This is a genomic window from Kitasatospora sp. NPDC002551 (genome assembly GCF_040296005.1).
Classification (GTDB): domain Bacteria; phylum Actinomycetota; class Actinomycetes; order Streptomycetales; family Streptomycetaceae; genus Kitasatospora.
The window spans coordinates 105224-127088 of the sequence record NZ_JBEOWI010000003.1; the positions used below are offsets into that span (position 1 = coordinate 105224).

20 protein-coding genes are annotated in these 21865 nt (G+C 75.5%); 8 read left to right on the forward strand and 12 right to left on the reverse strand.

Annotated features, from left to right (window positions below; all coding sequences use genetic code 11):
• Positions 1–43: 43 nt before the first annotated feature.
• The 4 genes from ABT093_RS04435 to ABT093_RS04450 form a co-directional block, all read right to left on the reverse strand.
• Complete coding sequence (locus tag ABT093_RS04435) at positions 44–979, reverse strand: hypothetical protein (protein WP_350560259.1); 936 nt, start codon at positions 977–979, stop codon at positions 44–46.
• Entirely contained in the window at positions 976–1500 is a 525-nt protein-coding gene (locus ABT093_RS04440; RefSeq protein ID WP_350560261.1) for a SigE family RNA polymerase sigma factor, read from the reverse strand. The genes ABT093_RS04435 and ABT093_RS04440 overlap by 4 nt, the downstream gene beginning before the upstream one ends.
• A 118-nt stretch (positions 1501–1618) precedes the next feature.
• Positions 1619–2965, reverse strand: coding sequence for an FAD-binding oxidoreductase (locus tag ABT093_RS04445; protein WP_350560263.1), 1347 nt, complete (start codon positions 2963–2965; stop codon positions 1619–1621).
• A gap of 97 nt (positions 2966–3062) precedes the next feature.
• Entirely contained in the window at positions 3063–3446 is a 384-nt protein-coding gene (locus ABT093_RS04450) for a VOC family protein (protein WP_350560265.1), read from the reverse strand.
• Positions 3447–3562: 116 nt separating this feature from the next.
• On the opposite strand from ABT093_RS04450, the gene ABT093_RS04455 reads away from it, so the two are divergent.
• From ABT093_RS04455 to ABT093_RS04485, 7 genes are all read left to right on the forward strand, one after another.
• A complete protein-coding gene (locus tag ABT093_RS04455) occupies positions 3563–4288 on the forward strand; it encodes a TetR/AcrR family transcriptional regulator (protein ID WP_350560267.1) in 726 nt (241 codons plus the stop codon).
• 42 nt (positions 4289–4330) lie between these two features.
• The gene (locus ABT093_RS04460) at positions 4331–4765 is read left to right on the forward strand and encodes a GNAT family N-acetyltransferase (RefSeq protein WP_350560269.1); all 435 of its coding nucleotides are present in this window, start codon (positions 4331–4333) and stop codon (positions 4763–4765) included.
• A gap of 93 nt (positions 4766–4858) precedes the next feature.
• Positions 4859–5413, forward strand: a complete 555-nt coding sequence (locus tag ABT093_RS04465; protein WP_350560271.1) for an SRPBCC family protein — start codon at positions 4859–4861, stop codon at positions 5411–5413.
• Between the two features lie 104 nt (positions 5414–5517).
• Positions 5518–7098: a class I adenylate-forming enzyme family protein gene (locus ABT093_RS04470; protein WP_350560273.1), complete on the forward strand. Its 1581-nt coding sequence runs from the start codon at positions 5518–5520 to the stop codon at positions 7096–7098.
• A complete protein-coding gene (locus ABT093_RS04475) occupies positions 7095–8330 on the forward strand; it encodes an FAD-dependent monooxygenase (RefSeq protein ID WP_350560275.1) in 1236 nt (411 codons plus the stop codon). Before ABT093_RS04470 ends, ABT093_RS04475 begins: the two co-directional genes overlap by 4 nt.
• Positions 8327–10369 carry an FAD/NAD(P)-binding protein gene (locus ABT093_RS04480; protein ID WP_350560277.1) on the forward strand — a complete coding sequence of 681 codons (2043 nt, stop codon included), beginning with the start codon at positions 8327–8329 and terminating at the stop codon, positions 10367–10369. The genes ABT093_RS04475 and ABT093_RS04480 overlap by 4 nt, the downstream gene beginning before the upstream one ends.
• The gene (locus tag ABT093_RS04485; protein ID WP_350560279.1) at positions 10366–11781 is read left to right on the forward strand and encodes a nitrosuccinate lyase; all 1416 of its coding nucleotides are present in this window, start codon (positions 10366–10368) and stop codon (positions 11779–11781) included. Before ABT093_RS04480 ends, ABT093_RS04485 begins: the two co-directional genes overlap by 4 nt.
• A 51-nt stretch (positions 11782–11832) precedes the next feature.
• Here the strand turns inward: ABT093_RS04485 and ABT093_RS04490 are convergent, their stop codons facing one another.
• From ABT093_RS04490 to ABT093_RS04525, 8 genes are all read right to left on the reverse strand, one after another.
• On the reverse strand, positions 11833–13215 hold the full coding sequence (locus tag ABT093_RS04490; RefSeq protein WP_350560281.1) for an aldehyde dehydrogenase family protein: 1383 nt from the start codon (positions 13213–13215) through the stop codon (positions 11833–11835).
• Complete coding sequence (locus tag ABT093_RS04495) at positions 13215–14309, reverse strand: AMP-binding protein (RefSeq protein ID WP_350560283.1); 1095 nt, start codon at positions 14307–14309, stop codon at positions 13215–13217. The genes ABT093_RS04490 and ABT093_RS04495 overlap by 1 nt, the downstream gene beginning before the upstream one ends.
• Positions 14306–14746, reverse strand: a complete 441-nt coding sequence (locus tag ABT093_RS04500; RefSeq protein ID WP_502884119.1) for a YybH family protein — start codon at positions 14744–14746, stop codon at positions 14306–14308. Before ABT093_RS04500 ends, ABT093_RS04495 begins: the two co-directional genes overlap by 4 nt.
• Positions 14743–15546: an arylamine N-acetyltransferase family protein gene (locus ABT093_RS04505; protein WP_350560287.1), complete on the reverse strand. Its 804-nt coding sequence runs from the start codon at positions 15544–15546 to the stop codon at positions 14743–14745. The genes ABT093_RS04500 and ABT093_RS04505 overlap by 4 nt, the downstream gene beginning before the upstream one ends.
• Positions 15547–15662: 116 nt before the next feature.
• On the reverse strand, positions 15663–17618 hold the full coding sequence (locus ABT093_RS04510) for an anthranilate synthase family protein (protein WP_350560289.1): 1956 nt from the start codon (positions 17616–17618) through the stop codon (positions 15663–15665).
• Complete coding sequence (locus tag ABT093_RS04515) at positions 17611–18384, reverse strand: 2,3-dihydro-2,3-dihydroxybenzoate dehydrogenase (RefSeq protein WP_350560291.1); 774 nt, start codon at positions 18382–18384, stop codon at positions 17611–17613. Before ABT093_RS04515 ends, ABT093_RS04510 begins: the two co-directional genes overlap by 8 nt.
• Positions 18385–18538: 154 nt before the next feature.
• Entirely contained in the window at positions 18539–19714 is a 1176-nt protein-coding gene (locus tag ABT093_RS04520; RefSeq protein ID WP_350560293.1) for a 3-deoxy-7-phosphoheptulonate synthase, read from the reverse strand.
• An 81-nt stretch (positions 19715–19795) separates the two neighbouring features.
• Complete coding sequence (locus ABT093_RS04525) at positions 19796–20410, reverse strand: flavodoxin family protein (protein ID WP_350560295.1); 615 nt, start codon at positions 20408–20410, stop codon at positions 19796–19798.
• A 246-nt stretch (positions 20411–20656) separates the two neighbouring features.
• On the opposite strand from ABT093_RS04525, the gene ABT093_RS04530 reads away from it, so the two are divergent.
• Complete coding sequence (locus ABT093_RS04530) at positions 20657–21814, forward strand: transaldolase family protein (protein ID WP_350560297.1); 1158 nt, start codon at positions 20657–20659, stop codon at positions 21812–21814.
• Positions 21815–21865 lie beyond the last annotated feature (51 nt).

Consider the following 21865-nt stretch of genomic DNA (forward strand, 5'->3'; position numbering starts at 1 on the left):
CGAACTCTCCGGGGCCTTCTCCGTGTCACCGGGCCGGTGGGGGTCAGCTGTCCAGCCACTTCCCGTCGGTGGCGATCAGCGAGCCGTCGGCGGCGTAGAGGCGCAGCTCGGCCGGGATGCCGCGCTTGGCGACGGCGATCCAGCGCGCCTCGGAGTCGCCCAGGGCGAGGACGGCGGGCTCGGCGGTGACGCCGTCGGTCCACCGCACCTCGGCGCGGGCGACGTCCGGCTGCACCAGTCCGGCCTGGGCCTTGGGGACGTGGAACAGCGGGTCGGCCTCGCCGTTCTTGGCCTGGCGGCCCAGCCAGACCTTGCCGAAGCGGTCCCCCGACCCGCCGTAGGTGAGGCCCACCGGGGCGCCCGGCGGGGCGATCAGGGCCTCCGCGGGCGTCGCCAGCCGCTTGCCGTCCAGGACGTAGTAGAAGACCACGTGGTCCGCGTCCGGCGTCCCGTACTGGTTGACGTACTCCTCGGTCGGCGCGGGCCAGGGGTAGCCCGCGGCGGCGTCCTCCGCCCAGATCAGCCGGGCCTGCTCGTGGATCCGCTCCTTGCCCGGGGCGGGCCACAGGGCCGCCCAGACGCTCCACGGCTTGCCGTCCTCGGTGCCCGTGAGCACCTGGATCCGGGTCGGCACGAGCGGGTCGCGGGGGCCCTGGGCCCCGGCCGGGGCGGCGCCCGGGACCAGGACGGCCGAGACGTCGGCGGAGGAGACCGCCACCGCCGCGCCGCCGGCCGCCGGACCGCCGGGCCCCACCCCGCCGTTCACCGCCGCGACGCCGCCCGCCACGGCGACCAGGGCCAGCGCCAGCGCGCCGCCCAGGGAGGCCCGCCGCCGGACCACCCGCCGCCGGCCGCCGGCCAGCACCGCCGCGTACGGCGCCGGTCCCGTCTCCACCGTTCCCGCCAGCCCGGACAGCGCCCGGGTCACCTCCTCCTCGCCCTCGACCGCCGCTTCCACGGATGTCCCGTCGTGGTTCATGCCGCATCTCCGATGCTCGTCCTGGTGATGAGTGAGGAGAGCTCGCGCAGCTTGGCGATGCCCTTCGACGCCTGGCTCTTGACCGTGCCCACCGAGCAGCCCATCGCGGCGGCGGCCTGGCTCTCGCTCAGGTCCTCCCAGTAGCGCAGCACCACCGCCTGGCGCTGCCCGGGCGGCAGCGTGCCGAGTGCCTCCAGCAGGGCGGCCCGGTCGTCCAGCCGCGCGAAGCCGTCCGGGCCGGACCGCTCCGGCACGGCGGTGACCAGCTGTTCCGGCACCCGGCGGCGCCGGAAGCGGCGGGCGTGCTCGTTGACCACGATCCGGCGCACGTAGGCGTACGGGTCGTCGGCCCGGGTGACCCGCCCCCAGGCGGCGTAGGTCCGTTCCAGCGCGGTCTGCACCACGTCCTCCGCCAGGTAGCGGTCCCCGGTCAGCAGGAACGCCGTGCGGATCAGCCGTGGCCAGGCACCGGTCACGAACGCGTTGAACTCCGCGTCCCGCTCAGCCTTCTTGGCTCCCATGAGTACCTCCTCGCCCCACCAGAGCCCGCGTCGGCCGCGAACCGTTGCCGGGAACGCCGGCGGCCGGCCCCGGAGGACCGGCCGAACGGGCAGGGCCGCAGGTCAGGAGGCCATGCAATCAGGAGGCGGGCGGGATGTTGAAGTTGAGCCGGAACAGGTTCCCCGGGTCGTACACCGCCTTGAGCTCCGCCAGCCGCCGGTGCACCGGCTCCGGGTAGGCGGTGCGCACGGTGGCCGGGCCGGCGTCGTCCAGGCCGAAGAAGTTGGCCAGCGCCCCTCCGGTGGACCACGGCCGCAGGCGCTCGTGCAGGGCGGCGTGCGCGGCGCGCAGCTCCTCCAGCCCGACCGGGCCGATCATCGCGGTGGAGAAGGCGAGGTACTCGGCGTCCCGGCCGCCGACCGCGTTCGGCACGGCCGGCTCGCGCGAGTACGCGCCGCCCTGCAGCCGGAACTCGACGATCAGCGGGCTGCCGGCGTCCGGCCCGGCGAGCTCCAGGACGGCGTCCGCGGTGGCCGGGGTGAACTCCCGCAGCGCGCTGTTGCGGTCGTACGCGGGGTGCGCGAACGGCGGCTCGTGGTGGATCGTGCCGGCCTCGGTGAAGGGCAGCTCCCGGACGGTGTCCAGCAGCGGGGTGCCGAGCGCGCGCAGCGGCCGCACCCACTCCTCGCCCTCCCCCGCCGCACCGCTCCAGGCGACCCGCAGGACGGCGGCGTACCGGCCGCGGATCGGCTCGGGGACGGCGTCCAGGTCGGGGTAGCGGATCAGCTGGGCGGAGGTGGCCAGCGCCTCGGGGACGGTCCGGCTCCACGCCGCCCAGCCGTGCAGCGCGGCGGCCGCGGAACCGGCGGGGAAGTAGAGGCCGCCGCCGTACAGGCCGGTGCAGGGGACGAGGTCGATCTCCATCTCGGTGACGATCCCGAAGTTGTCCTTGCCGCCGCGCAGCGCCCAGAACAGCTCGGGCTCGGTGTCCGGCGTCGCGGTGCGGTGCCGGCCGTCGGCGGTGACCACCTCCAGACGGCGCACGTGGTCGGCGGCGAAGCCGTGCCGGCGGCCGAGCAGGCCGATGCCGCCGCCGAGGGTGTAGCCGACCGCGCCGACGTCCGGGTTGGAGCCGCTGAGCGGGGCGAGGCCGTGCGCGGCGGCGGCGGCGATCACCTCGCGCCAGCGGACGCCGGCCCGGACGGTGGCGGTGCGGGCGGCCGGGTCGACGGTGACGCCGTCCAGGCCGGAGGTGTCGACCACCAGCTGGCCGTCGGTGGGCACGGAGATGCCGTGGCCGGTGGCCCGGACGGCGACGGCGAGGCCCTGCGCGGCGGCGTACCGGACGGCCGCGGAGACGTCCCCCGGGTCGGCGGCGGACACCACCAGGGCCGGGTGGTGGTCCAGCGCGAGGTTGTAGCCGGTCCGTCGGGCGTCGTAGTCGGCGTCTCCCGGCCGGTGCACCGGCCCCTTGGTCTCGATCATGCCGGGAGGCTAACCCGCTCGGGGGCGGAGCAATCCCGTCCGCATCCGGTCTCTGTCAGGTTCCCCGTCAAGGGAGTTGACTTTCCGTCAGTCCGGCTCACCGGCTGTCGGCGGAGGCGCGGGTCATGATCTCCAGGTTGTGGCCGCTCGGGTCCTCGAAGTAGGCGCCGCGTCCGCCGAACCAGTCGTTGACCCGGCCGGGGTGACGGTGGAACGGGTCGGCCCAGTAGGTGAGCCCGCGCTCCTCGACGCGGCCGAGGATGGCGTCGAACTCCTCGTCGCCGACCAGGAAGGCGTAGTGCCCGGTGGGGACCGGTCCGCCGACTCGCATGACGTCCAGGGCGACGTCGTTGGAGAGCCGGACGACCAGGAAGGGCTCGCTGCGCACCGGGGCGGCGAGGCCCAGGACCTCGGTGAGGAAGCGGGCGGTCTCCTCGTCGTCCCGCGCCGGGACGATCGTGTGGTTCAGCTGAACGGCCATGGAACGCTTCCCTCCTGGGGCTTCCGGACGTCTGTCGAGCGTAGGACTTCAAGTCCGCTTCACGTCAACTGTGTCGTAAACTACACGATGTAGTGCACTGCAAGGAGGGCTTTCCCGTGACCGACCAGACCACCCCGCCGGCCACGGCCGCCCCCGCCTCCCCGGCCCCCGACCCCGTCTCCGGCGCCGGATCCACCCCCGCCCCCGCCTCCGGCGCCGCCCAGCGCGGCATGCCGGAGAAGCGGGTGGCGATCACCCGCGCCGCGCGCACCGTGTTCGGCCGCGAGGGCTTCACCCGCACCAGCGTGGACGCCATCGCCGCCGAGGCAGGCGTCTCCAAGCGGACCATCTACAACCACTTCGCCGACAAGGAACAGCTGTTCCAGTCGGTGGTCCTGGAGGGCGCCACCGCCGTGGCCGCCACCCAGGCCAGGATCGCCGACCGCCATCTGCGCAAGATCGTCGACCTGCGCACCGACCTCGTCGACTTCGGCCTGGAGCGCGTCGACTCGCTCACCACCTTCGCCGAGCACTGGGCACTGGTGCGCACCATCGAGGCCGAGGCGCTGCACATCCGCCCGGCGCTGCTGGAGGCCTGGCAGGAGGCCGGCCCGCGGGAGACCCACCGGGTGCTGACCCACTGGATGACCGAGTTCGCCGAGCGCGGGCTGCTGGTGGTGCCGGACCCGGCGGAGGCCGCCCGGATGCTCAACCTGCTGACCTTCCTCGCCGTCGCCCAGCCCACCTTCTACGGCGCGCTCCCGATGCCCACCGAGCGGATCGCCGAGGTCGTGGGCAACGGTGTGACCGCCTTCCTCGCGGTGTACGGCGCCGAGCGGTAGCCTTCGCCCTCGCGTCACCACGACCGCCAGGGGGAACGGGACATGGAGCTGACCGTCGTCGACGTCGGGCCGGACGAACCCGCGCTGCACCGGGACGTCGCCCCGCTGATCCGGGCGCTTCGCCCGGCGCTCGGGACGGAGGGATTCGCCGCCTTCGCCGCCGAGGCGCACGCCCAGGGGCTGGTGTTCACCGCCGCGTACGACGAGCGGGGCCGCTGCCTGGCGGTGGCCACCCACCGGGTGCTGACCACCAGCCGGGGGCGGCTGTTCTTCGTCGAGGACCTGGTGACCGCGCCGCCGGCCCGCTCGGCGGGGATCGGCGGGCGCCTCCTCGGCGTGCTCCGGGAGCGGGCCCGGGCGGCGGGCTGCGTGCGGATCGAGCTGGACTCGGGGACGGCCAACCACGGCGCGCACCGCTTCTACCACGCGCACCGGATGGCGGTCACCGCCCTGCACTTCGGCCTGGAACTGAAGTAGGTCCTCGCTCTTCCGTCAGGTCCGCGGCCGGACTTGACGGACCCGGCGGCCGGGCTTTGACCCTCCCGCGCGCCGCCGCCCAGGATTCCGACCATGGGAGACATCGGAGAAAGCCCCGCAGAAACCGCGCCCCTTTTCCGTTCCCGGGCCGAGGTCCGGATTTCCGCCGCCCCGGCCGAGGTCTATTCCGTGGTCAGCGACCTCACCCGCAGCGGCGAGTGGAGCCCGGAGTGCCAGGGCGGCACCTGGGTGTCCGGCGAACCGTCCGCGGTCGGCTCGGTGTTCCGCGGCGAGAACCTGCGCAGCCCGGACGTGGTCGCCTGGGCGCCGGTGGTCCGCGGCACCTGGTTCACCCACGCCGAGGTGGTCGCGGCCGAGCCGGGACGCACCTTCCGCTGGGCCATGCGGGACAGCGGGGGGCGGGCCCAGGAGAGCGTCTGGGCCTTCGACGTCACGGCCGCGGACGACGGCGGCAGCGTGCTGGTGCACCACTTCCGGATGGACGCCGCCACCGAGGGCATCCGCGGCATCACCGCCGGGATGGACCCGGACGCGAAGCGCCGGTTCTTCGCCGAGTGGGGCGAGAAGGTCGCGGCCGACCTCGCCGTCACCCTGGAGCGGATCAAGCGGGTCGTCGAGAAGGGCTGAGGAACCACGAGCCCCCCCTGCGAAGAAATCCCGGAAAACCCCTGAGAACCCTTGCACCCCCCTGAAAGCACAGCGACCCCCAACCCCACCGAGAGGGCGGAACGGTGCTCCTTCAGCGCATAGCCAACCGGGGAATCCGACTGGGCACGCTCTTCGAGCGGGCCGCCGTCCGGAACGGCGCGAACGTGGTGATCCTCGACCACGACCTCGACATCGCCCCCGAGCTGGGCCGGCGGGCCACCGTCGCCGAGCTCGCCGACCTGGTCGACGACCACGCCTCCCGGCTCTGGGCGGCCGGGGTCCGCCCGGGCCGCCGGGTGGTGGTCCACAAGTCGAACAGCTTCGACATCACCCTGCTCGCCTGCGCCGCCGCCCGGATCGGCGCCGTCCCGGTGCTGCTCTCGCCCCAGCTGGACGGCGCGACCGTCGCCGAGCTGGTGCGCCGCACCGGCGAGCCGTTCCTGGTCACCGACGCCGCCAAGCTCGCCAAGGAGCTGCCGCCGGAGGTCTTCGACCTCGCGGGCGGCGTCCTGCTGGCCTCCGGCGAACACCCCGGCGCCGTCGCCCTGGCCTCGCTGGCCGGCACGCCGCGGGTCACCCCGGTCACCGCGGCCCCCGACCACCCGACCCTGATCACCCACACCTCCGGCACCACCGGCACGCCCAAGCTCGCGGTGCACACCGGCCGCACCCTGGAGGCCCGTTACCGCCCGCAGGCGACCGTGCTGCGCCCGCTCGTCCCCGGGCGGGAGACCATCGCGATCCACGTCTCCTTCGTGCACTCCCGGCTGGTGACCGCCCTGGCCATCTCGCTGTTCCGCGGCTTCCCGATCCTGGTGCTGGCGCACTCCGGGCCCGCGCACGTCGCCGCGCTGTTCGCCCGGCTGCGCCCCGGGATCCTGGAGGCGCACCCCAACTCCTTCATGGAGTGGGAGGAGTTGGCGAAGGACCCGCGCCGCCCGCTGGCCAACGTCAAGCTGTTCTCCTCCACCTTCGACGCGATCCACCCGCGCACCGTGCGGACCATGCTGGGCGCCTCCGCGCGGCGCGCCCCGGTCTTCGGCCAGCTGTACGGGCAGAGCGAGGTCGGCCCGGCGGTGGTGCGGTCGTTCTCCCGGCGGCGCGGAGAGGACGCCGACGGCCGCTGCGTCGGCATGCCGTTCCCCGGCTTCACCGACGTCCGGGTGGTGAGCCGCAACGGCGAGCCCCCGTCGGCGGCCAACCCGGGGTACATCGAGGTCCGCAGCGACGGCCGGATCGTCACCTACCTCGGCGAACAGCACCGCTACGACCGGCAGGTCCAGGACGGCTGGTGGCGGATGGGCGACGTCGGCTACCGCACCCGGTGGGGCTGTGTGCACCTGCTGGACCGGGAGGTCGACCTCATCGAGGGCTTCGGCTCCACGCTGGCCGCCGAGGACACCCTGTTCGCCCGCCTCGCCGAACTCGCCGAGGTGGTGATCGTGCCCGGCCCGGACGGGCGGCCGGTCCCGGTCGTCTGCACCAAGGACGACCGCCCGCTCGACCCGGCCGCCTGGCGGGCCGCCGCGGCGGGCCTGCCGCCGATGGCCGACCCGGTGCAGTGGCGGCTGGGCGAACTCCCGGCCACCGCCACCACCAAGATCAAACGGCTGGAGCTGGCCCGCCGGCTGGCGTCCGCCGGGGACGACGGGCCGCTGCGGTGAGCGGGCGCCGCGACGCACCCGCGACCGTGCTGGTGGCCGGCGGCGGGATCGGCGGACTGGCCGCCGCGCTGGCCCTGGCCCGGGCCGGCCACCGGGCGGTGGTCCTGGAGCGGGCCCCGGAGTTCGCCGAGATCGGCGCGGGCATCCAGATCGCGCCGAACGGCATCCTCGCCCTGGAGCGGCTCGGCCTCGGCGACGCGGTCCGGGCCGCCGGGGTGCACATGGCCGAACTGCGCTTCATGGACGGCGTCACCGGCGAGCACGTCACCAGCCTGACGCTCACCGAGCGCTACCGGCAGCGGTTCGGCAACCCCTACGTGGTGGTGCACCGGGCCGAGCTGCACGGGCTGCTGCTGCGCGCCTGCCGGGCCGAGCGGCGGATCGAGCTGCGCGCCGCCACCGCCGTCACCGGCTACCGGCAGGACGCCGCGGGCGTCACCGCGCTGCTCGCGGACGGCGGGGCGGTGACCGGTGACGCGCTGGTCGGCGCGGACGGCATCCACTCGGCGGTCCGCGCGCAGCTGCTCGGCGACGGCGCGCCGCGGATCTCCGGCATCACCGTCTACCGGGCGGTGATCCCGATGGACCTCGTCCCCGAGGAGCTGCGGCCGACCACCTCGGTGACCTGGTGGACCGGCCCGCACTGCCACTTCGTCCACTACCCGATCGCCGGCGGGGCCCACCTCAACCTGGCCGCCTCCCGGGACAACGGTGCCACCGAGGCGCTCGCCAACGTCCCGGTCACCGGGGAGACCGTCGCGGAGCAGCTGGCGGGCCTGACCGCGCCGGCCGCCCGGCGGCTGCTGGCGCTCGGCGAGGGGTGGCGCTCCTGGGTGCTGGTGGACCGCGACCCGGTCCGGCGGTGGACCGACGACCGGGTGGTGCTGCTCGGCGACGCCGCGCACCCGATGCTGCACTACGCGGCGCAGGGAGCCTGCCAGGCGCTGGAGGACGCCGTGCTGCTCGGCGAGCTGACCGACGGCACCGGCGCGCTCGCCGGGGCGTTCGCCTCGTTCGCCGCCGAACGGCGCGCCCGCACCGCGGCCGTGCAGCGCGCGGCCCGGGAATCGATCAGGCTCTGGCACCCGGCGGGCGAGGCCGCCGAGGCCCGCAACCGGATGCTGCGCGGGCTCTCCGAGGGCGAGCTGCACGAGCGAGTGGCCTGGATGCACGGGGTCAAGACCTTTTCATCATCAGATCACCACAACTACGATAACGAGCCGTGGGCATGATCGATCGTCATCTCCAGATCTGCGTCATCGGCGCGGGTCCGCGCGGCCTCTCGGTACTGGAACGACTCTGCGCCAACGAACGAACCAGGCCCGCCGGGGCCACCGTCACCGTGCACGTGGTGGACCCGGCGGCCCCCGGCGCGGGCCGGGTCTGGCGCACCGACCAGTCCCGGCACCTCCTGATGAACACGGTGGCCTCCCAGATCACCGTGTACACCGACGACAGCGTACGGATCGAGGGCCCGGTGGAACCCGGCCCGAGCCTGTACGAATGGGCCACGTCCCTTGCCCGTGAGGGCAGTTCTCCGGACCGTCCGGACCGCCACGACGACCAGACCCTGGCCGAGGCCGCCGACCTGGGCCCGAACACCTATCCGACCCGCGCCTTCTACGGGCAGTACCTGCACGACGCCTTCCGGGCCGTGGTCGCCGCCGCCCCGCCCACCGTGACCGTCCGGGTGCACCGCTCCCGGGCGGTCGCGATGGCCGACGCGCACGGCTTCCCCGGCGGCCCGCAGGGCGTCCGGCTGGAGAACGGCACCCGGCTGAACCGGCTGGACGCCATCGTGCTCGCCCAGGGCCACGTCCCCGCCCGGCTCACCCCGCGCGAGGCGCGCACCGCCAGCCTGGCCCGGATCCACCACCTCGACTACGTCACCCCCGCCAACCCCGCCGACGTGCACGTCACCACCAGACCGGGCCAGGCCGTCCTGCTGCGCGGCCTGGGCCTCAACTTCTTCGACCACATGGCGCTGTTCACGCTCGGCCGGGGCGGCCACTTCGCGAGGGTGGACGGCGCCCTGGTCTACCACCCCTCCGGCACCGAGCCGAAGCTCTACGCCACCTCCCGGCGCGGCATCCCGTACCACGCGCGCGGCGAGAACGAGAAGGGCGCGTACGGGCGCCACCTGCCGCGGCTGCTCACCGCCGAGGTGGTCGCCGCGCTGCGCGAACGCGCCCGCCGGGGCGAGCCGGTGCGCTTCGCCACCGACCTCTGGCCGCTGGTCTCCCGCGAGGTGGAGGCCGTCTACTACGGCGCGCTGCTGGCCGCCAAGGCCCGCGGCGCCGAGCGGGCGGACTTCACCGACCGGTTCCTGACCGCCGAGGACCCGCAGGCGGTGCTCGACGCGTACGGCCTCCCGCAGGACGAGCGGTGGAGCTGGGAGCGGCTCTCCCGCCCGTACGCCGGGCGGGAGTTCACCGACCGCGCGGACTTCCGCGGCTGGCTGCTCGACCACCTGCGCCGGGACGTCGCCGAGGCCCGGGCCGGCAACCTCAGCGGCCCGCTGAAGGCCGCCCTGGACGTGCTGCGCGACCTGCGCAACGAGATCCGGCTGGCGGTCGACCACGGCGGCATCGACGGCGCCTCCTACCGGGACGACCTGGACGGCTGGTACACCCCGCTGAACGCCTTCCTGTCCATCGGCCCGCCGGTCGAGCGGATCGAGCAGCTGATCGCGCTGATCGAGGCCGGCGTGCTCGAACTCCTCGGTCCCGGCACCGAGATCCGGATCGACCCGGTCGACCCGGCGTTCACCGCGCACTCCACCGCCGTGCCCGGCCCGCCGGTCCGGGCCTCGGTCCTGGTCGAGGCCCGGTTGCCCGAGCCCGACCTGCGCCGCACCGAGGACCCGCTGCTGCGCCACCTGCTGGACACCGAGCAGTGCGCCCCCTACCGGATCCCCGGCGGGCACGGCGGCGGCTACCAGACCGGCGGCCTGGCCGTCACCGAGCGGCCCTACCGGCTGCTGGACGCGCGCGGCCGGGCCCACCCGCGCCGCTTCGCGTACGGCGTGCCGACCGAGTCCGTGCACTGGGTGACCGCCGCCGGCATCCGCCCCGGCGTCGACTCGGTCACCCTGGGCGACTCCGACGCCATCGCCCGCGCGGTGCTGGCGCTCTCCCCGGCCCCCGAGTGGCCGGCGGCCCCCCTGGCGCCGCGCGCCGGCACCGCCGGGACGGCCGGGACGTTCCCGGTGGGAGGGACGGACGGAACCGACCGGACCGACGAGACCGAACCGAGAGGCGTCGTCGTATGACCGACCAGCACCCCGCAGCGGCCGGGGCGGACACCGACTCCGGGCTGCTCTCGCCCGTACGGGCCGGCACCCCGGTCGAGGCGGCCGTGGCCGACCGCGCCTGGCTGCAGGCCATGCTGGACGCCGAGGCCGCGCTGGCCCGCGCCCAGGCCGGGCTCGGCACGGTGCCCCCCGCCGCGGCCGCCGCGATCACCCGGGCCGCCCGCGCCGAGCACTTCGACGCCCGCGCCCTCGCACTGGCCTCCCGGGAGACCGCCAACCCGGTGGTCGGTCTGGTCCAGGCGCTGGCCGCGGTGGTGGCCGCCGAGGACCCGGCCGCCGCCGAGTACGTGCACCGCGGCTCGACCAGCCAGGACATCCTCGACACCGGCGCGATGCTGGTCGCCGCCCGGGCGCTGCGGCTGGTCCGCGCCGACCTGGAACGCACCGCCCGCGCGCTCGCCGCCCTGGCCGCCGATCACCGGGACACCGTGCTGCCCGGCCGCACCCTGGCCCTCCAGGCGGTGCCCACCACCTTCGGCCTCAAGGCGGCCGGCTGGCGGCAGCTGGTGCTGGACGCCGACCGCCGGCTCGCCGCCGTGCTCGCGGACGGGCTGCCGGTCTCGCTCGGCGGCGCCGCCGGCACCCTGGCCGGCTACCTGGAGTACGCCCGGCTGGACGGGCCCGACCCGCGGGCCGACGCCGGCGCCTACCTGGACCGGCTGGTGGACGCCTTCGCGGCGGAGACCGGACTGGCCCGCCCGGCGCTGCCCTGGCACGCGCTGCGCACCCCGATGGCCGACCTGGCCGCCGCGCTGGCCTTCACCGCCGGCGCGCTCGGCAAGATCGCGGTGGACGTGCAGGCGCTGACCCGCACCGAGGTCGGCGAGGTGGTCGAGCCGGCCGCCGCCGGGCGCGGCGCCTCCTCCGCGATGCCGCACAAGCGCAACCCGGTGCTGTCCACCCTGCTGCGCAGCGCCGCGCTCCAGGTGCCGGTGCTCGCGGCCGGGCTGACCCAGTGCCTGGTCACCGAGGACGAGCGCTCCGGCGGCGCCTGGCACGCCGAGTGGCTGCTGCTGCGCGAGTGCCTGCGGCTGGCCGGCGGCGCCGCGCACACCTCGGTGGAGCTGGCCGAGGGCCTACTGGTCCGCCCGGAGCGGATGCGGGCCAACCTGGAGCTGACCGGCGGGCAGCTGGTCTCCGAGCGGATCGCCGCCCGGCTGGCGCCCGAGCTCGGCAAGGCGGTGGCCAAGCAGCTGCTGACCGAGGTCTCGCTGACCGCCGACCGGGAGGGCCGGCCGCTGGCCGAGGTGCTCGGCGAACAGCCGGAGCTGGCCGGGCACTTCACCCCGCAGGAGGTCGCCGGCCTGTGCGACCCGGCCGGGTACACCGGCGCGGCCGGCGCCCTGGTGGACCGGGCGCTGCGGGCCTGATCCGGGGCTTCCGGGTCCCGGGGGCTCGCCGCCTCCGGGACCCGGATCCGCTCAGCGGATGACGGTCTTGGTCCGCATCAGGAACTCCCCGAGGTAGCCGTCGTGCGGCACCCCCGGCCGGATCCAGTACGTCGGGTGGTCGCCCCGGTAGACGTTGGCGATGCTCGGCTCCCGCAGCAGCCGGTCGAACAGCTCGTCGTCCCCGGTGAGCGCGGTCAGCACCAGCGAGCCGCGCAGCGGGGCGGTCCCGGCCTCCGGGCTCCACGGCGCCACCCAGACGCAGGGGAAGGCGAGTTCGATCCCGGCCTGCTCGGCGTCCGGCCGGTCCAGCTGGTGCACGGCCGGGCGCAGCACCGCGCTGCCGTCGCCGAGTTCGGCCACCACGCCGTCCCCGCCGAGCCAGGCCCGGGTGCCGGCCGCGCGGCGCAGCAGGTACGCCTCGATCGCCCGGGCCTCGGCGACCGGCTGGACGGCGAGCACCGCCTTCTCGTCCTCCGGCGGGAGGGTGGGCAGCGCGGCGAGCCGTTCGGCGATCGCCCGGGCGAGCGGCGCCGGGTCGCCCTCGACCAGGACGGCGGTGGCGTTGATGCAGGCCACGCCGCCCTGGTGGGCGATCGAGTCGACGATGGTGTCCAGGTGCGCGCGCCAGTCGGTGTCCCGGGTGATCAGGATCTTGGAGCGGCCGGGGCCCTGCGGCAGCACGGTGCTGCCGGCGTACTTGCGCACCACCTCGTCGCCGCCGTAGACCATGCCGAGGTCGGCGCCGGCCAGCAGTTCGTCGGCGGCGTCGTGGTCGGTGGGCAGCAGTACCACCTGGTCGTGGCCGAAGCCGGCCAGCCGCAGCGCGGTGACCAGCCGGTGCGGGGTGAGCGGCTCCCGGCGGGAGGGCCGGACGGCGACCCGGTAGCCGAGCGCCAGCGCCTCCAGCCAGAGCCCGTGCGGGCCGGGGTGGTTGCCGGCCGCGTGGACGGCGAACACCTCGCCGCGCCGGGTCCACACCGCGCTGCCGCCGCGCGTCGCGTCGTCCCGCCAGTCGGCCACCGCCCCGGCCGGGCGGGCCTGCCGGGCGGCCCAGCCGGCCTTCTCGGCGGAGTCGGCGATGGACCGCACGGCCTCCCGGACCACCCCGATCGGCACCCCGGAGACCCGGGCGACGGCCCGCTGGTAGCCGGGCAGGTCCAGGCCGTCGATGCGCTCGGTGAGGAAGATCCGCCCGGCCCGGGCCAGCGCGGCGGCCCGCCGATCGGCCGGCAGCGGCTCGGCGGCGTGCAGGGCGCGCATCGCCCGGCTGACGAACAGCCTTGGCACCAGGCTGAGTTCGGCGAACGGAGCGCCGGTGACGTCCCCCACCACGGTGCGCCGGCGGGCCCGGTAGGGCTCCCCGGGGCCGAGCGCGTCCAGCTGCAGCAGGGCGAACCGCGGCTGCTCCGTCATCAGTACACCCCCTCGATCACCGTCTCGTCCTCGAACTCCCGGACCGGCGCGATGTCCGCGACCGAGTCGCCGGGCTGCCCGGGCGGCGCGGCGATCCGGGTGGCGAGGTCGCGCTCCAGGTTGTTGGGCACCAGCAGACCCTTGGAGACGTGGTGCATCACCACCTGGCCGCGCTCGCCGTACTCGACCGTCCGCCCGGTCTCCGGGTCGACCACGCCGAAGCTCATGTACGGCGCGTAGGGGTCGTAGACGCAGGGGTCGTCGTCGGTCAGCCCGGGGCGCTCGCTGGCGTTGCCGAGGATCATGGTCGAGCCGTAGCCGCTGTAGAGGACGGCCCGGGGGAAGACCTCGGTGCGGTAGAGGTGGCGGGTGTCCGGGTCCAGCTGGGTGCCGACCCAGTTGATCGCCCGGACCTTCTCGTCCACCAGCTTCGCCAGGGCGTCCCGGCGGGCGATCCGCTCCAGCACCGGCGGGGTGCAGAGCAGCACGCCCACGTCCTGGGTCTCCAGCACGAAGGCGACCTGGTCGACGATGTGCTCGGCGTAGGCGGCGGCCTCCTCGCCCCGGCCCGCGGAGATCAGCTTCTTGACCCAGCGGGGGTCGAGGTCGACGGTGAAGGCGAGGCCGCCGCGGTGGGCGGTCTGCGCCTTGATGACGTCGCCGACCATGTGCGGGCCGGTCGGGCCGACGACCAGCCAGTTGACGCCCTGCGGCACGCCGTGCAGGTCGAGCTGGGCGCTGGACCAGCCGAGCAGCCGGTCCAGCCAGTCGCGCAGCAGCAGGACGCGCTTGGGCGCGCCGGTGGTGCCGCCGCTCTCGTAGACGCCGACCACCTCGGCGCTCCCGCCGTAGCCGCGCGGCAGCAGGTCCTCGACCCGGGCGGTGCGCAGCTCGTTGGCGAGGTTGGGGAACTTCGCGAGGTCGGCGTGGGTGGTGACCTCGGTGAGCGGGTCGAAGCCGAGCGAGCCGGCCCGGGAGAGCCAGAACGGGGAGCCGGTCTCCGGGGAGAAGTGCCAGCGCATCGCGGCGCGCAGGTAGGCGTCCGGGTCGGGGTCGGCGTCGAACGGCAGGTCGAGCAGCGGATCGGGGGTCACTGCGGTCCCTCCTCGGGGAGGCGGTCGGTGCCGGGCGGGTTGTCGATGACGTAGCGCCAGCGGCCGTCGGCGCCGCGCCGGGCGACGTCGGTGGCGGTGCCCTCGTCGTGGACCGGCCCGTCCGGGCCCTCGCCCGCGATCAGGTAGTCGCCGATCAGCAGGGCGAGGTCGCCGGCCACGTAGCAGTGCCGGACCTCGATCCGGATGGGCAGGCCGAAGGCGAGGAACCGGGCGACGGCGGCGCGCCGCTCGTCGCCGGTCACCACGTCGCCGGGGGTGTTGACGAAGACCGCGCCGGGTTCGAAGAGCCGCTCCACGGCCCGGGCGTCGCCGGCGTTGAAGGCCTCCGCGAAGACCAGGGGCAGCCGGGCCGGGTCGGTGGGGGGCGCCGAGGGATCGGCGCCCGGGCGGGGGTCGGTGGCGGTCACGGCGGTCATCCGGTCTGGACGCCGGCGGTGACGCCGCCCTCGGGCCGGGCGGGCAGCCGGTCGAGGCTGAAGCCGAAGTGGGTCTTGTAGGCCTCCAGCACGGCCGCGTCGCCGGCGAACTCCTCGGTGCTGCGCTCGCCGCCGGCCAGCGTGGCGAGCTGGTTGCCCTTGAGGGTGATCCGGCCGTCCTCGGTGCGCAGCGTGCAGAACACGTCCTGGAGGAAGGGCGACTCGGGCGCGGTGCGGTACCACCACAGGGTCGGGCGGAAGTCCTCGATCCGCACCGGGCGGTCGTCCAGCCGGTACAGCGGCTTGCCGTCCAGGATCACGTCGAAGCCGCCGCCCTCGACGTCGGCCAGCCGGTACTCGCCGTCCGGGTCGTGCTGGACCTCGCGGGAGGCCAGCCGCAGCGGGTGCCGGCTGTTGCGGCCGAAGCCGGTGTCGACCAGCCACTGCTCGCCGTCCGCGGTGACCCGCAGGGCGAGGTGGCACAGGGCGGCGCCGAGCGTGCCGCCGGGGCGGTGGACCCGGCCGGGGAGGATCTCCACCGGGTAGCCGAGGGCGGTGAGCAGGAACGAGAAGGCCGGGTTCACCTCGTAGCAGCCGCCGCCCCGGTGCTGCCGGACGATCTTGTCGAGGACCTGCTCGTCCATGTGGACGGGCTCGTCGAGGTGGTAGCCGAGGTTCTCGAACGGCACGGACAGCACGTGCCGCTCCTGGAGGCGGGTGAGCGCGGCGAGGTCGGCCCGCTCGGGCCGTTCGGCGCCGATCCGGGCGAGATAAGCGTCCACCATGGCGTCGTCCAGCACGGTGATCTCCTTGTCGGTCGTTCCGGTGGTTCCGGTGGTTCCAGGGGTTCCGCCGGGGTTTTCCGGCTCCGGTAATGCTTTTCCAAGTGGAACGGGCGGGGGACGTGTACGACCCGTCAGGGGAATTCCGGCCGCTCCGGCGCTTTCCGCCCGCCCCGCGGTAATGCCAGCGCATGGGCGATCAGATCACCGGTGATCCGCACCCCGTCGCGGGTGAGCACCGACTCGGCGTGGAACTGCACCGAGGCGAAGCCCGGGCCGCGCAGCGCGTGCACCTCGCCGGTCGCGGCGTCCCGGGCGATCCGCACCGGGCCGACCCCGGGCGCCTCGAACCGCGCCGGGCCGTCGGCGCCGGCCGGCCAGGCGGCGGCGAAGGTGTTGTAGAAGCCGACCCGCTCGGCGGTGCCGAACAGGTCGATCGCGCGCTGCACGCCCTGGTTGGGCACCGCCCGGCGGACCAGCGGCAGGCCCAGCTCGGCGCTCAGCACCTGGTGGCTCAGGCAGACCGCCAGGAACGGGCGCCGCTCGGCCAGCAACTCCCGTACGGCTGAACGGAGATGGGCGATCTTCGGGTGCGCGGTGTCGCGCGGGTCGCCGGGCCCGGGCCCGAGCACCACCAGGTCCGCCCCGCCGAGGGTGTACGGCTCGTCGAACCGGCGGACGGCGACCTCCAGACCGAGCGCCCGCAGCTGGTGGCCGATCATCGCGGTGAAGGTGTCCTCGGCGTCCACCACCAGCACCCGGCGCCCGGCCAGCCCGGCGCGCGGCCGGGCCTGTTCGGCCTCCCCGGCGAGCCAGAAGTCCGCCAGGCCCCGGTTGCGCCCGGCCAGCGCCGCCCGCACGTCCGGGTGCGCGGCGAACCGGCCCCGGCCGCCGTCGGCCAGGGCGGCGAGCAGCCCGGCCGCCTTGGCCCGGGTCTCGGCCACCTCGGACCACGGGTCGGAGTGCCGCACCAGGGTCGCCCCGACGCCGATCCGCAGCCGGCCGCCGGCCGCGATGTCGGCGGTGCGGATGAGGATGCCGGAGTCCAGGGTCCGCCCGCCGGCCGCGTCCCGGCCGATCAGCGCGGCCACCCCGCTGTAGTAACCCCGGCCGCCGGGCTCGTACTTGGCGATCACCCTGGCGGCGGACTCCAGCGGGCTGCCGGTCACCGTCGGGGCGAACAGCGTCTCCCGCAGCACCTCGCGCGGATCCCGGCCGGTGCGGCCCTCGATGAAGTACTCGGTGTGCGCGAGCCGGGCCATCTCCCTGAGGTAGGGGCCGACCACCCGGCCGCCGCCCGGGCAGATCCGGGCCATCATCTTGAGCTCCTCGTCGAGCACCATGGAGAGCTCCTCGGCCTCCTTGCGGTCGGCCAGGAACTCCATCAGCCCCGCCAGGTCCGGGCCGCGCTCCGGGTAGCGGTAGGTGCCGCTGATCGGGTTCATCACCGCCCGCCCGCCGTGCACGCTGATGTGCCGCTCGGGGGTGGCGCCGACCAGCGTCCGCTCCCCGGTGTGCACCAGGAAGGTCCAGTAGGCGCCGCTCTCGCGCTGGAGCAGCCGGCCGAACAGGGTGAGCGCGGCGGCGGCGGTGTCCCCCTCGACCGTGGCGACGTAGGAGCGCTTGAGCACGAAGTTGGCGCCGGTGCCCTCGCCGATCTCCTCGGCGACCACCCGGCGGACGGTCTGCGCGTACTCCTCGTCGCCGAGGTCGAAGCCGCCGCCGGTCAGCTCGATCGGACCGTCCGGGAGGCGGGCCAGCAGCTCGGCGAGCGGCAGCACCGCCTGCTCGGTGACGCTCAGCGCGAGCAGCGGGGCGCCGTCGTCCGGCGCCTCGAAGCCGCGCTCGGCGATCTGCCGGTACGGGACGAGGGCGAGCAGCTCGTGCCGCTCGCCGGCCGGCTCCCCGGACGGTGACTCCTCGGACAGCGGCAGCCCGGCCAGCGCCGCCGGGGCGGACACCTCGCCGAGCAGCAGCTCGACCAGGCCGGGGCCGGTGGCCTCCGGCCGGTGCAGCAGCGCGAACGCGGGCGGACGCTCGGCCAGCACCCGGTCCAGGAGGGACGCCGGGGTGGGGGGTCTGCTACGCACCGAGCCCCGCACCCCCGTCCACCGTGAGCGCGTGCAGGGTGATGTGGCCGGCCTCGTCGGACAGCAGGAAGGCCACCGCGTGCGCGACGTCCTCCGGGCGGGCCAGCTTGCCGAGCGGGATGCCGATCTTGTAGGCGTCCGGCAGCCCGGCGACGGTGGCGGCCCGCCCGGCCTCGGCGTCCGACCACATCGCGCTGAGCATCGGGGTGTCGGTGGAACCGGGGGCGACCACGTTGCAGCGGATGCCGTGCCGGGCGACCTCCAGGCCGAGGCTGCGGGTGAAGTGGGTGGCCGCCGCCTTGGAGGCCGCGTAGGCGGCCATCTCGGTGCGCGGGACGAGGCCGGCGTTGGAGGCGACGGTGACGATCGCACCGCGCCCGCGCGGGATCATCCGCCGGACCACCGCCCGGGAGACCCGGAAGACACCCTCGGCGTTGATCGCGAAGGTGGTCCGCCAGTCCTCGTCGCTGAGGTCGCGGATCTCGCCGAGCCGCAGCACCCCGGCGTTGTTGACCAGGTGGTCGAGCGGGCCGAGCCGCTGCTCGGCGGCGTCGACGGCGGCCTCGACGGAGGCGCTGTCGGTGACGTCGGCGGGGACCGCGGCGACCGTGAGGCCCTCGGCGGTCAGCTTGCCGGCGAGTTCGGCGAGGCGGTCGGCGTCCCGGTCCACGGCGGCGACCAGCGCGCCGCGCTCGGCCAGCAGCCGGACCACGGCGGCGCCGATGCCGCCGGCCGCGCCGGTGACGAATGCCACCTTGTTTCGCATGTGCGGACCTCCCTGTGGGGCGCGGCCCGGGGGCGTGGGCCGCGGGTGGGTTGGGGTGGTGCACGGGACGGGTCGGGGTCGTACGGGGCGGTACGAGGAGGTGCCGGGCGGGACGAGGAGGTGCGGGGACGTGCGGGGAGGCGCGCGGCCCGGCTCAGGCGCGCCAGGCGGAGACCACGGCGAGGGCCTGGCCCGGGTTGAGCCGTGGGTCGCACAGGCTGGTGTACTTGTCGCCGACCCTGGCCAGCCCGGCCCCGTCGTCGGCGCACTCGGTGACGTCGTCCGGGGTGGTCTCCAGGTGCAGGCCCCCGTCGACGCCGCCCTCGGCGCGGACGGCCCGCTGGAACGCCTCCACCTCCCGCACCAGCGCCGGCACCAGGCGGGTCTTCAGCCCGTCCGGCCCGGGCACGGTGTTGCCATGCATCGGGTCGCTGAGCCAGACCACCGGGTGCCCGGCCGTGCGGACGGCGCGGACCAGCCCGGGGAGGACCCCGGCGACCCGGTCGGCGCCGAGCCGGGCGATCAGGGTGAGCCGGCCGGGCTCGCGGCCCGGGTCGAGCAGGGCGCACAGCCGGACCAGCTCCTCGGCGGTGGTGGCCGGGCCGACCTTGCAGCCGACCGGGTTCACCACCCGGGCGAGCAGGGCGACATGGGCGCCGTCCGGGTGCCGGGTGCGCTCGCCGATCCACGGGAAGTGCGTGGAGGCGAGCAGCGGCCGGCCCGACCGGTCCCGGCGCAGCAGCGGCAGCTCGTAGTCCAGCAGCAGCGCCTCGTGGCTGGTCCACAGCGGCGGCCCGACGCCGGCCGGTTCGCCGGGGGCGAGCCGGCCGAGGTGGTCCATGACCCGCCGGGCCGCCTCGTAGCCGGCCGTCAGCCGGCGCGGGTCAGGGGTGCGCCGGACCGGGTCCGGCTCCGGGCCGTTGACCAGGTGGCCCCGGTAGACCGGGAGTTCGACGCCGTCGCAGCGCTCGGTGGGGTTCGAACGGGGCTTGGCGAACTGGCCGGCGATCCGGCCGATCCGCACCACCGGGCGGTGCGTGGTGAGCTTCAGCCGGCCGGCCAGCAGGCCGAGCAGCCCGGCCTTGCGGGCGACGTCCCCGGCGGTGCACTCCTGCGGGTCCTCGGCGCAGTCGCCGGCCTGCAGGACGTGCGCGCGGCCCTCGGCGACCCGGGCGAGCAGGGCCCGCAGCCGGTGCACCTCGGCGGCCGCCACCAGGGCCGGACGTTCGGCCAACTCCTCGCGGACGGCGGCGAGTTCCACCTGATCCGGCCAGTCGGGCTGCTGCCCGGCGGGGCGGCCGGCGAGGGCGGCCGTGAGCGGGTCGTGCACTGTCCTCTCCCTCCCTGGTCGGCGGACGACGCGGACCACGCGAACCACTCAGGCCACGCGGGCCGCCGGGCCCGCGGGCCGCTACTCGGCGAGGCCGCCGACCAGGGCGGCCACCCGGACCACCCGGCGGGCCTGGAACTCGACGGCGGCGATGTTCTCCTCGTGCACCTGGCCCGGCACGTTGCGGGACACCGCGCTGGCCCCGTACGGGTTACCGTTGTTCGGACGGAACAGCACCGGGTCGGTGGAGCCGGTGGCCAGGATCAGCGAGCCCCAGTGGCAGAACGCGTTGTGCAGCGCCAGGATCGCCGTCTCGTGGCCGCCGTGCGGCGCCGAGCCCGAGGTGAACGCGGAGACCGCCTTGTCGGCCAGCCCGCCGGGGATCGACAGCGGCGCCGTCGAGTCGACGAACCGCAGCACCGGCGCGGCCGGCAGGCCGAACCGCACCGGGGTGCCGATCAGGATGCCGTCCGCCCAGGCCAGGTCGGACAGGGTGGCCTCGGGGACGTCCGCGGTGCGCGCCCGCAGCGCGCGGGCGGCCTCCTCGGTGCCCGGGACGTAGGTGTCGTCCGGCAGGTCGGCGATCCGGCGCAGCCGCACCTCGGCGCCCGCCTTCCCGGCGGCGTCGGCCGCCGCCTCGGCCAGCCTGGCGACATTTCCGGTCGACGAGTAATAGATGACGGCAATCGTGGTCACGGCGGCGAACTCCTCGGGGACGGCGGCGCGTTCCCCTGATCGTTGACCGTGGACGGCCGAGCGGCCAACGGAGTTCCCGGCACTTCGTCAGGTGGCGGCGGACTCCATCAAATACTCGCCGATCCCCGTGCCGGCCCGACCTGACATTGACCGGAGGGCTCGCTTTTCCGGGCACGAATTGCTCTCTATCCTCGGTGCACGGCCCGTTTGCGGACCGTCGCAGAGCCGAGGAGCAGTGATCCCGCAGTGAAGAAGCCGCCGGCCGCCGCGCCCCGCACCGGGGACCTGCGGCCGCTGATCGCCGAAGGCGTCTCCCCCTGGCTGGACGGGATCAACCGCGGTCTGGCCACCTCGGGCCTGCTCGGCCGGCTGATCGAGCGCACCGGCCTGCGCGGCGCCACCACCAACCCCGCCCTGCTGGCCGGACCGCTGCGGCACGACCCGGTCTACGACGACCAGTTGGCCCGGCTGGCCGGCCACCACGTCTCCCCCGAGGGCTCGGTCTGGGCCACCACCGTGCACGACCTGCGGCTGGTCTGCGAGGAGTTCCTCGGGGTCTTCCGCACCACCCACGGCCACGACGGCCTGGTCTCGGCCGACCTGGACCCGCGGCTGGCCCACGATCCGGCCGCGACCGTCACGGAGGCCGTCGAACTGGCCCGCGCGGTGGACCGGCCCAACCTGCTGGTGAAGATTCCGGCCACCCCCGCCGGACTGACCGCGATCCGCGACTGCGTGGGCCTCGGGCTCGGCGTGCACGCCACCGGCCTCTACTCGGTGCGGCGCTACGGACAGGTGGTGGACGCCTACTTCGACGGCCTGGAGCAGGCGCTGGCGGCCGGCCGGCCGCTGGCCGCGATCGCCTCGGTGGCCTCGCTCCCGGTCGGCCGGGTCGACCGGGAGATCGACCGGCTGCTCACCGCGATCCCCGGACCGGACGCCGCGGCGCTGCGCGGCCTCACCGCCCAGGCGGCGGCCCGGCTGATGTACCGGTCGTACGAGGACCGGCTCGGCGACGGCCGCTGGCGCACCCTGCGCGCCTCGGGGGCCCGCCCGCAGCGGCTGCTGTGGACCGACTCGGCGCTGGGCGGGGCCGCCGCGCAGGCCCGGTACGTGGCCGGGCTGGTGTCCTGGGGCACCGCGCACGCGATGACCCGCCCGGTGCTGGAGGAGGCGGTGCGCAAGCTCCGGCTGGAGGGCGACACCCTGCTGGGCCGGTACGAGGCGGCCCGGGCGGTGCTCGACCGGCTGGGCCGCCTCGGCATCGACTACGACGCGGTGGCGCGGCGGCTGGAGGAGGAGAGCGTTCCCGGACTGGTCGAGCACTGGCGGCGCCTGCACGCCGCCGTCGGGAGCCGCCCGGCCGGCCGCTCCGGGGACCAGCAACCCGTCCGGTTGAGCTGACCGCATCGCCCCGCTGACACCCCGTCACCGCCTTGGCATGAGCGGCTGGTA

Coding starts and splice junctions, on each gene's coding strand:
- ABT093_RS04460 (WP_350560269.1), top strand. CDS start 4,331: ATGGAGCTGACCGTCGTCGACGTCGGGCCGGACGAACCCGCGCTGCAC.
- ABT093_RS04440 (WP_350560261.1), bottom strand. CDS start 1,500: ATGGGAGCCAAGAAGGCTGAGCGGGACGCGGAGTTCAACGCGTTCGTG.
- ABT093_RS04515 (WP_350560291.1), bottom strand. CDS start 18,384: ATGCGAAACAAGGTGGCATTCGTCACCGGCGCGGCCGGCGGCATCGGC.
- ABT093_RS04465 (WP_350560271.1), top strand. CDS start 4,859: ATGGGAGACATCGGAGAAAGCCCCGCAGAAACCGCGCCCCTTTTCCGT.
- ABT093_RS04500 (WP_502884119.1), bottom strand. CDS start 14,746: ATGACCGCCGTGACCGCCACCGACCCCCGCCCGGGCGCCGATCCCTCG.
- ABT093_RS04485 (WP_350560279.1), top strand. CDS start 10,366: ATGACCGACCAGCACCCCGCAGCGGCCGGGGCGGACACCGACTCCGGG.
- ABT093_RS04480 (WP_350560277.1), top strand. CDS start 8,327: ATGATCGATCGTCATCTCCAGATCTGCGTCATCGGCGCGGGTCCGCGC.
- ABT093_RS04435 (WP_350560259.1), bottom strand. CDS start 979: ATGAACCACGACGGGACATCCGTGGAAGCGGCGGTCGAGGGCGAGGAG.
- ABT093_RS04490 (WP_350560281.1), bottom strand. CDS start 13,215: ATGACGGAGCAGCCGCGGTTCGCCCTGCTGCAGCTGGACGCGCTCGGC.
- ABT093_RS04445 (WP_350560263.1), bottom strand. CDS start 2,965: ATGATCGAGACCAAGGGGCCGGTGCACCGGCCGGGAGACGCCGACTAC.
- ABT093_RS04450 (WP_350560265.1), bottom strand. CDS start 3,446: ATGGCCGTTCAGCTGAACCACACGATCGTCCCGGCGCGGGACGACGAG.